The 15,728-nt window shown below is 47.2% G+C and carries 12 protein-coding genes; 9 read left to right on the top strand and 3 right to left on the bottom strand.

The window, feature by feature from the left end; translation table 11 throughout:
• From B5M13_RS24500 to B5M13_RS24480, 5 genes are all read left to right on the top strand, one after another.
• Entirely contained in the window at window positions 1–2,097 is a 2,097-nt protein-coding gene (locus tag B5M13_RS24500) for a fibronectin type III domain-containing protein (RefSeq protein ID WP_080058170.1), read from the top strand.
• Between the two features lie 12 nt (window positions 2,098–2,109).
• Window positions 2,110–4,212 carry a hypothetical protein gene (locus tag B5M13_RS24495; protein ID WP_080058169.1) on the top strand — a complete coding sequence of 701 codons (2,103 nt, stop codon included), beginning with the start codon at window positions 2,110–2,112 and terminating at the stop codon, window positions 4,210–4,212.
• A gap of 12 nt (window positions 4,213–4,224) precedes the next feature.
• The gene (locus tag B5M13_RS24490) at window positions 4,225–7,977 is read left to right on the top strand and encodes a fibronectin type III domain-containing protein (protein ID WP_080058168.1); all 3,753 of its coding nucleotides are present in this window, start codon (window positions 4,225–4,227) and stop codon (window positions 7,975–7,977) included.
• Between the two features lie 4 nt (window positions 7,978–7,981).
• The gene (locus tag B5M13_RS24485; RefSeq protein WP_080058167.1) at window positions 7,982–8,455 is read left to right on the top strand and encodes a hypothetical protein; all 474 of its coding nucleotides are present in this window, start codon (window positions 7,982–7,984) and stop codon (window positions 8,453–8,455) included.
• A gap of 76 nt (window positions 8,456–8,531) precedes the next feature.
• Window positions 8,532–9,410 (top strand): glycosyltransferase family protein, encoded by an 879-nt coding sequence (locus B5M13_RS24480; protein ID WP_080058166.1) that lies wholly within the window; start codon window positions 8,532–8,534, stop codon window positions 9,408–9,410.
• 88 nt (window positions 9,411–9,498) lie between these two features.
• Here B5M13_RS24480 and B5M13_RS24475 read toward each other — a convergent pair whose 3' ends face one another.
• Window positions 9,499–10,371: a hydroxypyruvate isomerase family protein gene (locus B5M13_RS24475; protein ID WP_080058165.1), complete on the bottom strand. Its 873-nt coding sequence runs from the start codon at window positions 10,369–10,371 to the stop codon at window positions 9,499–9,501.
• A gap of 90 nt (window positions 10,372–10,461) precedes the next feature.
• A complete protein-coding gene (locus B5M13_RS24470; protein ID WP_080058164.1) occupies window positions 10,462–11,214 on the bottom strand; it encodes a 3-keto-disaccharide hydrolase in 753 nt (250 codons plus the stop codon).
• Between the two features lie 231 nt (window positions 11,215–11,445).
• Here B5M13_RS24470 and moeB point away from each other — a divergent pair, with 231 nt between their 5' ends.
• The 4 genes from moeB (at window position 11,446) to B5M13_RS24450 (ending at window position 15,168) form a co-directional block, all read left to right on the top strand.
• Window positions 11,446–12,585 carry a molybdopterin-synthase adenylyltransferase MoeB gene (gene moeB, locus B5M13_RS24465; RefSeq protein WP_080058163.1) on the top strand — a complete coding sequence of 380 codons (1,140 nt, stop codon included), beginning with the start codon at window positions 11,446–11,448 and terminating at the stop codon, window positions 12,583–12,585.
• A 175-nt stretch (window positions 12,586–12,760) separates the two neighbouring features.
• Window positions 12,761–13,813, top strand: a complete 1,053-nt coding sequence (locus B5M13_RS24460; protein WP_080058162.1) for a lysylphosphatidylglycerol synthase transmembrane domain-containing protein — start codon at window positions 12,761–12,763, stop codon at window positions 13,811–13,813.
• Window positions 13,814–13,820: 7 nt separating this feature from the next.
• A complete protein-coding gene (rfaE2, locus tag B5M13_RS24455; protein WP_080058161.1) occupies window positions 13,821–14,300 on the top strand; it encodes a D-glycero-beta-D-manno-heptose 1-phosphate adenylyltransferase in 480 nt (159 codons plus the stop codon).
• A 202-nt stretch (window positions 14,301–14,502) separates the two neighbouring features.
• Window positions 14,503–15,168: a zinc metallopeptidase gene (locus B5M13_RS24450; RefSeq protein ID WP_080058160.1), complete on the top strand. Its 666-nt coding sequence runs from the start codon at window positions 14,503–14,505 to the stop codon at window positions 15,166–15,168.
• Window positions 15,169–15,275: 107 nt separating this feature from the next.
• Here the strand turns inward: B5M13_RS24450 and B5M13_RS24445 are convergent, their stop codons facing one another.
• The gene (locus tag B5M13_RS24445; RefSeq protein WP_080060069.1) at window positions 15,276–15,674 is read right to left on the bottom strand and encodes a phage holin family protein; all 399 of its coding nucleotides are present in this window, start codon (window positions 15,672–15,674) and stop codon (window positions 15,276–15,278) included.
• Window positions 15,675–15,728: the final 54 nt, after the last annotated feature.

The following is a 15,728-nucleotide window of genomic DNA, read 5'->3' as shown; positions in this document are numbered from 1 at the left end:
ATGATGTACGCTCAATATACTTATCGTTTATTGCTCTTTGTATGCCTTTTATCGAAGGGTATTCTTGCTCAGCACAGGCCGACGCAGGCAAGACCATCACAACTGAAACTGCCCGTAGTTCAACTAGCAACCTGGCATCAGTATCGCGCCGATACGGTTCGGCTTTTGTGGATGCCTGTTCGCCCGGCCCGTTGGCAGCTTTATAGCCAGTATGGGTATCGTATCGAACGAGCAGAACGGATTAACAATCAATTAACTCCGTTTACACCCGTAACGGCCAGCCCGCTATTGCCGTCGTCGATCAACCCGACTACCGACGTAGGTGCATTGGCCGCTCAACAGGCTCTTGCCAATGCCAAGCCCACTGGAACGGACAGGACGGGTAGCCAGGATGCCAATCATCAATCATTTCAGCATCTGATGGTTTCATTAGCTGCTTTTCGGTCGCATCAGACTGCCCGAAGCCTTGGGCTTGGTTTAATTGATCCATCGGCCCGACGGAACAAACAGTATGTTTATCGGATATATCCGCTCCTCCCTGTGGCTCAGAAACGTTATGCCGATACCGCCATAGTAACAATTTCTACCTATCGGCCATCTGAACAACCTGTGCCTCCACAGCTTACAGCCGAAGGGCAGGAGCGGACTGTTCTGTTATCCTGGCCAGCTCGACTTATTAGTCGACAGTTTGTACTGTATCATCTTGAGCGCTCGGACGATGGAAAAACGTTTCATCGGCTAACGAAATCACCTTTGCTCTATACTGATGCGTCGGTACCAGTCATGAACTTTCAAGATTCAGTATCGACCAATTACCGGCCCTATTCGTATCGACTGGTTGGTATGAACCCTTTTGGTGAATGGATCACCAGTCCTTATGTGATTTTGGGAATGGGTCGTGATCTGACTCCGCCTGCTGCTCCTCTTGTCGAAACGGCACGTCATATTGGTGGAAAACGTGTACGGCTAAGTTGGAAACAGGAACCTGTCGAAGGCGATCTGCGGGGCTTTTATGTAAGCCGGGCTAATGCATTACGCGGAAGTTACAAACGTCTGTTGATACGGAATGGCCTAACCTTGCTTCCTAAAACAGAGCGTACGTTCACTGATTTCGACGCTGACCCCAACGGAACAAACCACTATATCGTTGTAGCAGTAGATACAGCGGGAAATGAACACCCATCGATACCCGCTTATGTAACCATGGGCGACAGTATTCCGCCTGATCCGCCAACGGGCCTTATTGCCAGGGTTGATACGGTAAAAGGAGTCGGTTATGTTACATTACGCTGGCGCCGGAACGCAGAGCGGGATATACAGGGCTACAAAGTATTTTATGCCCACAATCCCGATCAAGCCTTTTCGCAGCGTACACACTACACCCTGACAGACAGTGTATTCCGGGATACCATTACGCTGCGAACGCTGACCAGGCAAATCTTTTACCGCGTTGTGGCTGTCGATCAACATTATAACCATTCTGCTTTCTCAAAGCCGTTAGTAGTAAATCGGCCAGATGTCGTACGGCCAGTGGCTCCTTTAGTAACCGAGATCGTTAATCGCGAAACCGACGTGCTGGTACGCTGGCAAACCAGCCCAAGTGAGGATGTAGCAGCTTATCGGCTCTACCGACGCGAGATAAATGGGAACTGGGTTTTGGTACAAACGTTTAATCGGAATGCGTTATCGACCCGTGAATACCTCGACAAAAATGTGCAGGAAGGGCGCTCTTATGCGTATTCTGTACAGGTCGTAGACAACAGTGGTCTTGAGTCGGAGCGTTCGCCGAGCCGAACGGGGCGGCCCATGGGGTCGGTTTATCCTGTCGATATGCCTGTGATACAGGCTCGTTACGACGAAGCTCGAAAAGCTACTTACCTGACCTGGACGGTAAAGAGCCCCGCACCCTATCGCATCGTCATTTACCGTAGTCAGAACAACGGTCCACTCGTACAAGTGGGTGCCGCCGAATCGAGCCGGTCGGATATCTACGATACGTCTCTGCCCCAGGGCCGTTATGCCTATGTAGCCAAAACGGTACTGGCATCCGGAAAGCAAAGCCGACTGAGTGAAGGAATAATCGTTCATATCCCTTAACCATCCACAGCCATGCGAAAACTAGTTGCCATTGCCCTGGCTCTTAGCTTGATGGGCCTTCATCAGGAATGTCGGGTTGCGAATCTGGATCCAGAGCCAGTGACCTATCGTAGTCAAGATGCAACCGTAACAATAGTCGGTAATCCGGTACTGAATGATAATGTTTTTGTTATTGATAGTTCGAGTGTAGAGATTCTTTCTGTTACAGAAAATCAAATTGTATTGAAAGGAGATATACGATTTAAAAATCGGGTGGATTTACGAGGTGGGCGGGTGGCTGCCAACGACTGTCCTGGTAATATTCTGACTGCTAATAAGATAGTTGGTTTTTCGGGGTTGACAGGGTTGCCAGCCGTAGCCCTTTCGCAGGATGCAAACTGTATTCGCGACGCAAACAACGGGGTTATTACTACTCTTTATTACAGTTCTAAATTCCCTCCGTTGACAGGGCCGACCGGGCTTTTTAAATACTTAAAATTATTTGTCAAAAGAAATTACATCACTACTAATCAAAAGCAGGACATTGAGATTAATAAATCGGCCATTAAAGTAGTTGATGATAAAGGTATTAAAGTTAATGCTTCCCAGAATGGTAAACTATCGTTCGAAAACCAACTAAAAGCAGAGTTTACATTTGATATTGATTATGGCAATGCGCAAAATCCGGACAACCCTGAATTACAGCGAATGAATTATCTGGGTTTCAGCTTTGCTCTTGAAGATAGCTTTAAGGCGACTACAAAGTTAGAAGGTGAGATCAATGTTGATGTTCCAGTTCCCCTGATACCGCCTTTCGACTTAGGTGAAATAAATATACCAGTAGGTGAAAGTGGCCTGTTTATCAATATTGCCGGTCAGTTTGAGCTCCCTCTCAACTTGTCTGCAAAAGGCACTATAAAAGCTGACGGCAAAATTGCAGACAAAACGATTCGATTTCGATGGGGAAAGGAATATAGGGATGGCGATGCTGCCCCCAGAGATATTGAGCCGCTGCCTTCACAGGAGGGTGAGTGGATCGTCCTCAATCAAGGAACCATTGAACTCGATTTCAAAATCTGCCTAACGCCAACGATCAAAATCAATATTGGGCAGCTTAATTTTTTTGCCATCAAATTATTTTCAGCGCCTACAAATATTGTAATGATTCTGGGTATATGCTACGGGGCTAAATATACCTGCTCGACAAGTGGCAATGGGGTATCTATGTCCAACTACATCGAGCTCGAACCGAAAGCCACGTTTGAAATTACACTGCTCTCCTCGTTAAAAGAGGAAGTCGAGCAGTATATCAAAGAAAATAAGCAGAATCTTTCGCTGGCAACCATACTGCTGCTGAAACGAGTTGACAAAATTCCGAGTAAGTGGTCGCTTCCTGATGATAGCTTTAACAATTCGCTATTTACAGACGGAAAAATTGTGATACCGCAAGGAACGAGTACGGTATTCCAGGGCGTACTTTGTAATGGTGGACAAATTCCGGATTCAACCACTGCGTCAAACGCTCCACCACCTCCCGGAACCTGCATTCCGCAGGTAATTATAGATCAGGTTGCCAAAAAACAATTAAGTGGATTTACTGCACTGGCCGATGGCGACGGAACTAACCCGCCAGGGTTTATCAATGGTAGCGTTTTTGAGTTTACTCCAGTCCTGCATTCATCTAATCGGAGCCAGGATAAAATCTACCTTGATGAGCATTTTGGCAAACTACGGCTTCGGTTCACCTACCCAGACGGGAAGCTAAAAGTGGATATCAAGCAGTATGATGATGCGAGCAACCCGAATTTGATTTTGAGCGGCAACTCGCTCTGGACTGAGGTAAGTGGCCACGATGATGTGTTCAGAATCTGCATGGCCTTAACCGGTACTACCAACAATTTATCTTACACCAATCGGGTGGTTATAATCGGACGGCTTTCTTCCGATAAAAGAACCATCAGGGATGTGCATTATATCATGCTGGTTGAAGGCAAATCCACGACTACGTATTTGCTTAACGGTCAGTCGATACGCGTATTTCGGTCTGATGGGCCGGCCTATTTTTCAAATCAGTTTCGTGTAGCTGCTGCTGTTCAAAGTCAACCGACGAGCGGGTTGAGCTTACTGTCAAAATAAATACGATCCATCATGAAACGCCTGTATCTAACGCTGATGCTGATTGGTGTACTGAGTCTATCTGTCTCTGCCCAGGTAGCACCAACCGCTTTTTCAGCCAAAGCAATTTCGACTAGCCAGATTGACCTAGTCTGGACCCATAATGGGGTTACGGTTGAGAAATTTGTGATTTTGCGATCTACCGACAATAGGTCGTTTAGTAATCTTGCTGAAAAAGAGGCTACAGCTCGGTCGCATAGTGATACAAAGCTACAGCCCGGTACGAAGTATTACTATCGAATTCAGGCCGAATACAAATCGAAACTGTCACCTACCTATGCCAGTGCCGAAGCGACGACCAACTCATTGCCGAAACCAGAAACGCCAACAGGTTTTGAAGCGACGACTACCTCGCCTACCCAGATCAAGTTGAGCTGGAAAAGCGATAAGCCTACAGTACTTGAATACAGCAAAACGGCGAACTTCAGCAATGTAACCCGGAAATCCTTTGAGGCTTCCAGTAACACTAACACGATTGATGCTCTGGACCCCGCTACCCTATATTATTTCCGATTGAAGAAGTCGTATCTGGAGAGTGAAATCTTGCTTGAATCGGATTGGGTGACCGCACAGGCTAAAACACAGGATGCTTCCCCTGATGTGCCAAGTGGTTTGAGCGTAACAGGCAAAACAACCAGTACCATAGGCGTTCGGTGGAATAGTGTTAGTGGCGTGGAAGGGTATCAGATTCGCCAATCGGATGTACAGGATTTCGCAAAGGGAGTCGTATCGGCCGATTTGGGAGCCGATAAAATCACGCATACATTCGATAAACTGCTATCGGGTCATACCTATTATATACAGATACGAGCCAAAAATACGATCAATAAAACCGATTACTGGTCCGATTGGTCGGGAACGGTATTGGCCACAACGGATAACACGCTGCCTGAGGCACCAGCGAATCTGAAAGCTGTGGCAAAAGCACCTACGCAAGTAGAAGTAACATGGGACGACCAATCAACTAATGAAACCAAGTTTACCATCAGCCGTAGTGATCAATCGTCAGATGGTCCATGGGTGGGAGTAGGCGAGGTTGCAGCCAACAGTAAAACGTTTATCGATAATGGGGTATTGGCGGGGAAAACCTATTACTACCAGGTTTGTGCCGTCAATAGTGCAGGTTCGGCCTGTGCACGATTTGGCAAGGTGGCAACACCACTTCCGGTTCCAGAAACTCCAGGAAAACTGCTGGTTACACTTGATGGTACTAACGCGTTGCTTTCGTGGGAGGATAAAACAGCTTATGAAACAGGGTATGAGATTGAGCGTAAGGACAACAATGGGGCATTTTCCCGAATCTATACATCAGGGCCATTTAGTGGAACGGGTACTTTTTTAGATAGTAAGCTGACTAATGGCAGTATGTACTGTTATCGGGTACGGGCTGTTAATTCAGCAGGCAACTCCGGCTATTCAAACGAAGCCTGCCTTACAGTACTACCCAAAGCCCCAAATGCACCTACTAATGTGCAGTTAGCGTTGATTTCGATTAATCAGGTAGATGTCAGTTGGACAGATGGGGGTGGGGCTACGGCTTTCGAAGTGCAACGGGCTGAGGGAACGGGCGGATTTGTTGAACTCGCTAACGTAAACGCTCCCCTGACTACCTATCAGGATCGTACTGTAAAGACCGGTAAAACCTACTCGTATCGGATCAATGCAAGCAACAATGGGGGAAGTACATTATCGGAAAGTAAATCGATTTCCATACCTGCTATACCAGCCGCGCCAACTTACACGCTGACAGTACTATCGAGTGCGCAAATTCGGGTCGATTATCTGAATAATGCGGGTAGTAACGCAACGTTTCTTGAGTTACAATATGCGCTTGATCAGAATTTTACCAATGGATTGAGTGGGCAAACACTACAAGTGACCGGAACAACCGTCACCATCAGCAGTCTACAGGCAAATACTCGTTATTATTTTCGCCTTCGGGCATCGAATAATAGCGTACCCTCGACACCGCTGGCTTCTGACTGGGTCTATCTAGAGGCTACTACACTGCCTGTAAAGCCGACATTACCGATAGCCCCAACCAACCTGAAACTGACTGGAACGCCAGATGGTAAGCAGATAGCCATCAACTGGACGGATATGTCGGAAAACGAAACTGGGTTTATGATTGAGTATGCTGGCAATGCTGGATTCTCCAATCCTACTTCCGTTTCAGTAAGCACCAACACAACGAATTATACAATTACGGATCTGCAATCCTGCCAGACCTATTATGTACGAATAGCAGCCGTTAAGGGGGCTGACTACTCTCCATGGAACACTGGCCAAATCGAGTTGAAGCCTGTTTTACCAACCAAACCAATATCGTTGACCAGTACGGTTGTCAGCTCCTCGCAGATCAACCTTAGCTGGAAATATACTACCAATACCGAAGAGAGTTTTGAGTTGGAATTTGCCAGTAACAGCAGCTATCTCAATAGCACCAAACGCGAACTTCTTAAAACTAGTCGAAGCGAAATGCTGGTTGGTCTAAATTCAGCCACGACCTACTGGTTTCGCCTGAAAGCCAGAAACTGCGCGGGTGACCAGGGATGGGTAAGTGACAGTGCCAAAACAACAGAGCCTTCTGTAATAACGTTGGCTGCCCCTACTGCTCTTACCGCCATGGCTGTCAGCGGTACACAGATTAATGTAGGCTGGCAGGATAATGCGACGAACGAAACAGGTTATGAATTACAGTATAGTACAGAAGCAGTATTTACTACAATTACTCAATCGTATACATTGGCAGCCGGGGTGGTTAGGTACTCATTAATAGGGTTGGAGCCAGGTATAACGTATTATATTCGGGTACGAGCTGTAAACGGAGACGCTAAATCTAGTTGGCTAACAAGTTCGACTACAACGCTGACTGTACCGCTAACCCCAACCAATCTGGTTGCCCGATTAATTTCGGGAAATCAGATTGAATTGACCTGGGATGCCAAAGGATACAGCGAAATTCAACTTACGTTAATCCGAATCCGGCAGAATGACGCCGGAGCTGAAATAGAACGTACAGAGAGTATAGAAACTATTACCGGAACCGATCTGAAACGTTACCTCGATCAGGCTATAACGCCAACTACGAATCGATGTTGTTATTTGATTCGAGCCAAAAATGCAGTCGGTTATTCAAATTGGACTAATGAAGTCTGTGTAAGTTTGCCAGTGTCGCAAACGGGCTTGCCTGCACCCACTAATCTGCAATTTGAAACTGGATCACCTGTCTATAATCAATTAAACTTAAAATGGAATGATGCCTCATCAACTGAAACTGGCTTTGAAGTTTGGCAGTCGATAGATGGGCAGGTAATCTGGAGACGAGTGGCCGAACTGGCTGCAAACACAACAACGTATAGCGATCGAGGCTTACGATCTGGTTTGCTGTATCACTATCGAGTAAGGGCCGTTCAATCGAACCTGACATCTCCCTGGTCAAATACGATTGCATCGCCTGCCCCATTGGTAAATGCATCTTCTTCTCTTCCTGTTGAATGGATTATGTATCCAAATCCAGTAACTGAAGCCCTTTGGTTTAGTCGTTTACCCCTCGAACCCATTACGATGCAAATACGCAATCAAGCTGGTTCTATCGTAATAGAAAAAACGATGTCAAATGCCAGTGTGCAGTCGGTGGATGTACGGTCATTACCAGCAGGCATGTACTTCATTCAGCTAGAAACCAGGAGTCATCAGTATTCAACCCGATTCGTAAAGCAGTAAGATCATGCGACAGAATATAATTGGTTATGTAATTGGACTAGTAATAGTTGTTTGGCTAGCAGGATGTGCTATCAATGATCCTACACTAGTCAGCAAAAAACATCAGATAACAGATGGCATCGCCAATAAACGCTGGAAAGCTTTTCGTGTGGAAGAGGCTGGAGTCTTGGTTTATCAGGAAGGAAAGGCCGACAATCTTTTTCCTGGTTACCGTAATTATGAGTTACAATTCACAGGGTCTCGCATTAAACTAACCGAATTCACGAAGGAGACGTTCGAGGGTGACTGGTCAATCACCCAACAAGGGTCACGGGTCTATTTGATACTGCAAAATCTTACGCCAATCCCTACCGAAACGCAAGGTGAACTGGAATATGAGGTTTATCAGTTTGATGACTCTCAGATGACACTGGTAGCTACGAAAACCAACCGAAAAACAGGCAATACGATTAATACATATACATTAGTTCCCCAATGAAAGGTAAAGTCAGTGATTAGACGACGAATCAAAAACAGCCTATCTTTACGACTTGTAGCCAATTCGAGTCGTTTTTATGAAAGTAGCCGGATTTAGTTTTATCCGTAATGCCATTTTATTCGATTATCCGATTGTGGAAGCCATCACGTCGGTTTTGCCTCTCTGCGATGAATTTGTCATTGCCGTCGGTGAATCGGATGATGATACGTTGGGGCTGATTCAGTCGATCCCTTCCGATAAAATTCGCATTATTCATACGGTCTGGGACGCAAATGCGCGAGCTGGAGGGCGGGTACTGGCGCAGGAAACCGATAAAGCACTGGCGGCAGTCTCGCCCGATGTCGACTGGGCTTTTTACATTCAGGGCGACGAAGTGCTGCATGAAGATTCGATTCCGGCTGTTCGGGAGGCTATGCAGCGTTACCTCAACGACAAAAACGTAGAAGGACTCCTGTTCAAATACGTTCACTTTTTCGGATCGTACAGCTACGTGGGCGACTCCCGGCGGTGGTATCGTCGTGAAATTCGGGTTGTTCGGAATACGGACAATGTGATTTCATACAAGGATGCGCAGGGATTCCGAACGCGCGACAACCGAAAGCTGAAGGTGAAACTGATCGATGCGTATATCTATCACTACGGCTGGGTAAAACCACCCGATTTGCAGAAAAACCGCCTTCGATACGCTAATCATTTCTGGCACACAGACCCCCAGAAAATTGCTGAGGTAGAAGCTGCCCAGGCGAACTTTGACTATAGTGAAATCGACTCGCTGGCGCTGTTCAAAGGGCAGCACCCCACTGTGATGCAGCCCCGCGTTGACCGACTAAACTGGAACTTTACGTTCGATACCAGCCGAAAGCATTACACCTTCCGGGTACGCTTCCTGACCTTTATCGAAAACCTAACCGGTTGGCGAATAGGCGAGTATAAGAATTATGTTCTTCTGAAATAGTAAGGAACGGGGAGTGAGAATGGCTGGCGCATTAATAAATACTGAAACGCCAGCCATTCTCACTCCCCGTTCCTTACTACTTTAAAAACTATACATCACACAGAATAACCGCTTCTTTCAAACTGGTGAGTGGGTCGCGTTTGGGGATGAACTCCTGAGCTACAAAGCCTTTATAACCCGTATCGACAATGGCTTTCATAATGGCCGGGTAGTAGAGTTCCTGCGTTTGGTCGATCTCGTTACGTCCGGGGTTTCCGCCTGTGTGATAATGACCGAAGTACTGGTGATTGTTGCGAATTGTACGGATAATATCACCCTCCATAATCTGCATATGGTAGATGTCGTACAGGAGTTTGAAGTTTTCCGACCCTACTTTTTTGCAAAGTTCTACACCCCAGGCACTGTGGTCGCACATGTAATCCTTGTGGTCCACTTTGCTGTTGAGCAGTTCCATAATCATGGTCACACCGTACTTTTGGGCACTGGGCATCAGCCGTTTCAGCCCCACTGCACAGTTTTCCATCCCTTCGGCATCGCTCATACCCCGTCGGTTGCCTGAGAAACAAATGACCTTATCGAGCCCGGCTTCTTTCAGCTTTGGGAAAATAGCTTCGTAGCTGGCTACCAGTTCGTCGTGGAGTTTGGGATCGTTGAAGCCCTGGGTAATACCTTTGCCTGCTCCCTGCGGCATGGAGCAGGTCAGGCCGTATTTTTTAGCGACAGCCCACTGATCGGGATCGAGCAGGTCAATGCCTTTGATCCCCATTTCCTTGGCGGCCTTGCAAAAATCTTCCAGCGGAATTTTGCCGTAACACCATTTACAAACGGCATGATTGATATTTCCTTTCAACACGGTAGGAGCTTGTTCAGATGGTATCATCGGTTGGGCTAACGAATGGGTCAGGGCAGGAAGCGTCAGAGCTGTGCCCGTTAAGGTTTTGAGGGCCGTTCGGCGTTGCATGAGGGTAGAATGATAGAATGATTGAGTGACAGAATGATTGAATACGGACTGGCCAAGCCATTTTGTATTCAATCATCCTGTCATTCAAAATTACAATTCTCGAATTCGGATGTTGCGATACCAGACCTTATTCCCGTGGTCCTGCAGAGCGATATGGCCGGTCGAATACTTGCCAAAGCCTTCCCAGCCCTTGAATTTACTCTCCGATACCATTTTATCCCACTCAGGACCACTGGTTGGATAATCGGCAATTTTTTTACCGTTCAGGAATTGCTCGGCGTGCCCATCTTTAATCACCAATCGAGCTTTGTTCCACTCGCCAGCGGGTTTGGCCGCATTCGGGGTAATGGGTTTTTGCAAATCATAAAGTGCTCCAGCCGTTCGGTTACCATCGCGGCCTTGTTTGGCATCGGGATGGCGCTCGTTGTCTAAGACCTGCATTTCAGGGCCTGTTTGGTAGGTCGCTTTGTATTTTGGATCTTCATGCACGTGGTAAATAATGCCACTGTTACCGCCTTCCGCAATTCTCCATTCGATTTCCAGCTCAAAATTGCCGTATTCTTTGTCCGTGACCAGATCGCCAGCGCCACCAGCTGTCAGGTGAATAGCTCCATTATCGATCGTCCATTTGTCGGATATAGGTTGACCCGTTTTTAGATAAGTATGCCAGCCTTTCAAGGTTTTTCCATCAAACAGGGTTTCCCAGGGACCTTTTTTGGCAGGTGCTTCATAGGCACCCGCTGAGTTTATCGTTGTGGTGGTGACTGGATTTGCGTTGAAAGTCAGGGTAAGGGCTAACAGGCTGGCCGAAATACCACCTGTTATCGATACATACGTATACATAGTTGAGAAACATTTGGATTTTACGGAGCAATAGTACTAAAAAAGGTTTTACGATGGTAGGTTTCAAGCGTTGGGTTTTATGTTTTAAGGACCAGCTTTGGCAAACGGAAGTTGAAGAACCGATGCCTAAAAATATTTTGTTCGGGGGCTTTTACAACGCAATTTTCACTAGGCGAAATCTGTTGGTTTAAAGCAACGCCCCTATTGATTTAAGTTGTATATTGTACGACTATGGAAACAACAACGCTAGTGCCTTCCGAACAACAACGTTATCAGAAACACTTAAATTTACCCGAACTCGGATCCGCTGGACAGCTAAAGCTTAAGAATGCTCATGTACTTGTGGTTGGGGCTGGAGGCCTTGGATGCCCGGTATTGCTGTATCTGACAGCGGCTGGTGTAGGACGAATTGGGGTGATTGACCCGGATGCCGTGGATCTGAGCAATCTGCAACGGCAGGTGCTCTATACAACCGATGAAATTGGCAAACCGAAAGCCAAAGTGGCCGTAAGTCATTTGAAGCGACTCAATCCCGAGCTTCGGTTCGATACGTATACGATGGCTCTGGATATTAGCAATGCCCGGTCGATTATCGAAGCCTATGACATCGTGGTTGATTGTACGGATAATTTTAAAGTTCGCTACCTGGTCAATGACATCTGCGTGACGTTAGGTAAACCATTTGTCTACGGAGCAATTCACCGTTTTGAAGGACAGGTAGCGGTCCTGAATGCCGATCTTGGCGATGGAAAGCGCGGACCGACGTATCGGTGTTTGTTCCCCGATTATCCTAACGAAATTGAAATACCGAACTGTAATGTAACGGGCGTATTGGGTGTACTGCCGGGGGTAATTGGAACCTACCAGGCTAATGAGGTAATCAAACTGATCACGGGTATCGGTAATGGGCTGACTGAACAACTGCTTATGATTGATTTACTGTCGATGAATCAGCAGAAGATAAAAACCAAACGGCGGGCCGATGCCGACGAACTGGCCCGACAAGGATTGACCTCCGCCAGTACGCGCTCGAATCCTGGCGATCTAGGCCCACAAAAAATGACCGTTCAGGAGTTGTCGGATCGCTTAGCGCTGGGTGAAGCTATGTTTCTACTGGATGTTCGTGAACGGCCCGAATATGACCTTTGCCATCTGGAAGGAGCAGTACTTATTCCCGTCGGTATGATTCCAAACAATCGCAAACGCATCCCAACCGATCGACCTGTGGTTATTTATTGCCATCATGGAATTCGTTCGGCCAATGTAGCTCAGTACCTATATGCGCAGGATGGAATGACCAATCTTTATAATCTTGATGGGGGGATCAACGCCTGGGCACGGGAGATTGAACCCGAAATGGCCGTGTACTAACGCGTGAACGAGGCTTAACCACGCAGCCTTTTGGGGGCTTTGCTTGTTCATTCGCTCACTCTTTCGCTCTTTTACAAGTAAACTCCGTTACTTTGTAGCGGAGTTTTTTATGTAAGGCGGCTGCAAAGCCGCCTGGATCTTCTTTCAATGCGGCTTCGAGCTGCGTTACGTTCGCATGAATCTCAAAAATATACTTAAATACCTGATCTCGCTGGCCATTGCCGGGGGACTGCTCTGGTTTACGTTTCAGCAAAGCCATCTAGACGTCGGGGACCTGATGCATAAAATCAGTGCTGCCGATTACCGGTGGGTACTGCTGTCGGGCTTGTTTACCATTATTGCCCACTGGAGCCGGGCCGAACGCTGGCGGGTATTGCTGGAGCCGGTTGTAACACAACGGCCTACATCGCTGGAGGCTACGGTAAGTGTTTTAACGGGTTATCTGGCCAATATGGCGTTGCCACGGGCTGGTGAAGTTGCCCGTTGTGGAACCTTGTATCGCTTATCGGCAGTGCCTGTCAATGTGAGTTTTGGTACAGTCGTAGCTGAGCGATTGTTCGATCTGCTTATGCTGATCTTACTGCTGGGAGCCACATTTGTATTGGAGTTCGACCGACTGAGCCAGTTTTTTATGGAATTTCTGGGAGGAAAGCTTCCCAAAGGATCAAGTGGGTCGAGTCTGTTGTTGCTGGCAGGAGCGGTAGTGCTGGGTGGGGCGTTGTTGGCTTGGTTCTTATTCAACCGTTACCGTGAAGCGTTAGGCAAGCATCCCTTGTATCAGAAAGTCAGTGGATTTTTGAAAGGTCTCCTGGATGGTTTGTTGAGCGTTCGGAAGTTACGTCGGCCTGGCCTGTTTGTGGCCCATACCCTCCTTATCTGGACAATGTATTACCTGATGTCATATACCTTGTTCTTTGCTATGCCCGCTACGGCTGGGTTAGGTATGCTGGCCGGGCTAACGATTCTGGTGGTTGGCTCGCTGGGCATGGCGGCTCCTACACCGGGCGGTATTGGGTCTTTCCATTTGCTGGTTGGGCAGGTAGCGTTGTTATACGGATTAACGAGTCAGGATGGGCAGATACTGGCTACGTTTATTCACGGCGTGTCGGCTGTGATGATCATCATTCTGGGTATTCTGGCCTTGCTGGTTGTATTGCTTCGCCGGAACAAAACAACCAATTTGTCCGACGTACTCGACGATCCCAAAGCCATCAAGCTGGAGCGATAACTTACTTATGACTGAATCTAAAATTCTTACGCGTGAAGAAGCTATTCGGCAGGCCGACCAGTGGCGAGCCGAAGGGCAGCAGATTGTGTTTACCAATGGCTGTTTCGACATTGTTCATTTAGGGCATATCGACTATCTGGAAAAAGCCCGGAGTCTGGGCGATAAGCTGATTTTAGGGCTGAATACCGATGCGTCGGTAAGTTGTATTAAAGGCCCACTTCGTCCAGTTGTGAATGAGTATGCCCGCGCCCGGCTGATGGCTGCACTCGAATTTGTTGATGCCGTAACGTTGTTTGGTGAAGATACTCCTCTCCAACTAATCGAAGCCGTGAAGCCTGATGTTCTGGTCAAAGGCAACGATTACTCTGTAGCGACCATCGTAGGGGCTGATTTTGTATTGGGGCATGGTGGCCGTGTCGAAACTATAGAACTGGTTCCCGGCTATTCTACGACCAAGCTCATCGAACGGATTAAGCAGAGCTATTAGCATAATGAACAATGTAATATGAATAATGGATAATGCCCGTTTCCAGCGATTGTTCAGTACCACGAATGGCCCTATACTCTGATAAATGGTAAAGGAACGGGATACTTTTTCGATAAAACTGTTGTTTTACTATTGACAGGCAAGTAAGTTGGCTGTCAGAATAAACCATAAACCTGACTAACTATCGATGATCTGGTTAATAATGATTCTCATTTTCGGCGCTAGCGCATTTGTGAGCTGGCGTTTACGAAGCAAATTCAATGAATATTCACAAATTGGTCTGAGCAACGGCCTGAGCGGAGCCGAAGTGGCTCAAAAAATGCTCAACGAGAATGGCATCTATGATGTCCGGGTCGTTTCGGTCGAAGGTATGCTGACTGACCACTATAACCCGCAGGAGAAAACGGTTAACCTCAGCGCCGACGTGTATTACGGACGAAGCGTAGCGGCTGCGGCTGTTGCGGCTCACGAATGTGGGCACGCTGTTCAGCATAAACTGGCCTATGGACCGTTGCAATTCCGTTCAGCTATGGTGCCAGTGCTAACTGTATCCTCTCAGTATATGCAGTGGGTACTGCTGGCAGGGGTTTTACTGTTGCGCACCACACCTATCCCGCTGGCGATTGGGGTGGCGATGTTTGCCCTGACCACCCTGTTTAGCTTTATCACGTTGCCCGTAGAGTTCGATGCCAGCCGTCGGGCTTTGGCCTGGATTCAGAATCGGGGAGTTGTTAATCAGCGTGAATACGGATTCGCCAAAGATGCGCTCTGGTGGGCTGCTATGACCTACGTAGTGGCTGCTCTGGGCTCACTAGCTACGCTGCTCTATTATGCAAGTTTATTGCTGGGCGGCCGTCGTAGTGACTAATTTTTTAGGACATACATCAAAAAGCCACGTCATTGCTGACGTGGCTTTTTGATTAAGAACGGTTCATTCAGAAATTATGAGCAGAAATCGTTCAACCCTGAAACGTGCTAGCCTACCCGAAGAGTCGACAATACCGAAACCACATAACCTGAATTTACCATTTCGGGCGTTGGAGCCGACCGGTCGATAAGCGTACCGGCAACAGCAACGGCTAGGGCAATGACCAAGGCAGGCCAGAATCCGACAATGGTGAAACTATCCATAAAATTATCGATCAGTTTGAGTAGTAACGCTGTCACAACAATCCGAACGATACCCGTAAGTAGAAAAAACGTAACCAGATTGAGCGGAAACCGGATAATCCACCCGATAAAGAAATTTAGCAAACCCAGGATCAGCGCAATCAATATGGCTGTGCCGAAGTTTTTAACATCAACCTGGGGCATTAAATAAGCTAAGCCGAAAATAACAGCTGCATCGAGTAGTAAGTGAAGAATGAGATTCATAAATAGGTGTATTTGATTCAGAGGAACAACCGTTTCGACATACAGATAGTTTAA

This window comes from Spirosoma aerolatum (genome assembly GCF_002056795.1).
Lineage (GTDB): Bacteria > Bacteroidota > Bacteroidia > Cytophagales > Spirosomataceae > Spirosoma > Spirosoma aerolatum.
This window is presented reverse-complemented; position numbering and strand designations above follow the sequence as displayed.